Here is a 1,043-nt window from a genome sequence, read left to right as displayed (position 1 = left end):
CAGCTGCTGGAAAGATTTTTTGGTCTGGGATGGGCTCGCGGCCTATCAGCTTGTTGGTGAGGTAATGGCTCACCAAGGCGTCGACGGGTAGCCGGCCTGAGAGGGTGACCGGCCACACTGGGACTGAGACACGGCCCAGACTCCTACGGGAGGCAGCAGTGGGGAATATTGCACAATGGGCGGAAGCCTGATGCAGCAACGCCGCGTGAGGGACGACGGCCTTCGGGTTGTAAACCTCTTTTAGCAAGGAAGAAGCGAAAGTGACGGTACTTGCAGAAAAAGCGCCGGCTAACTACGTGCCAGCAGCCGCGGTAATACGTAGGGCGCAAGCGTTATCCGGAATTATTGGGCGTAAAGAGCTCGTAGGCGGTTTGTCGCGTCTGCTGTGAAAACCCGAGGCTCAACCTCGGGCCTGCAGTGGGTACGGGCAGACTAGAGTGCGGTAGGGGAGATTGGAATTCCTGGTGTAGCGGTGGAATGCGCAGATATCAGGAGGAACACCGATGGCGAAGGCAGATCTCTGGGCCGTAACTGACGCTGAGGAGCGAAAGGGTGGGGAGCAAACAGGCTTAGATACCCTGGTAGTCCACCCCGTAAACGTTGGGAACTAGTTGTGGGGTCCATTCCACGGATTCCGTGACGCAGCTAACGCATTAAGTTCCCCGCCTGGGGAGTACGGCCGCAAGGCTAAAACTCAAAGGAATTGACGGGGACCCGCACAAGCGGCGGAGCATGCGGATTAATTCGATGCAACGCGAAGAACCTTACCAAGGCTTGACATACACGAGAACACCCTGGAAACAGGGGACTCTTTGGACACTCGTGAACAGGTGGTGCATGGTTGTCGTCAGCTCGTGTCGTGAGATGTTGGGTTAAGTCCCGCAACGAGCGCAACCCTCGTTCTATGTTGCCAGCACGTAATGGTGGGAACTCATGGGATACTGCCGGGGTCAACTCGGAGGAAGGTGGGGATGACGTCAAATCATCATGCCCCTTATGTCTTGGGCTTCACGCATGCTACAATGGCCGGTACAAAGGGCTGC

At 56.7% G+C, this 1,043-nt stretch carries 1 rRNA gene; it reads left to right on the top strand.

From position 1 onward, the window contains the following. Window positions 1–1,043, top strand: a 16S ribosomal RNA gene (locus tag ACFC1W_RS15980); the annotation flags it as partial.

It is taken from the genome of Microbacterium sp. NPDC056003 (genome assembly GCF_042274785.1).
In the GTDB taxonomy this organism is placed as follows: Bacteria; Actinomycetota; Actinomycetes; order Actinomycetales; family Microbacteriaceae; genus Microbacterium.
The sequence above is the reverse complement of the archived record's forward strand: the minus strand, read 5'-3'. Positions and strand labels throughout refer to the sequence as shown.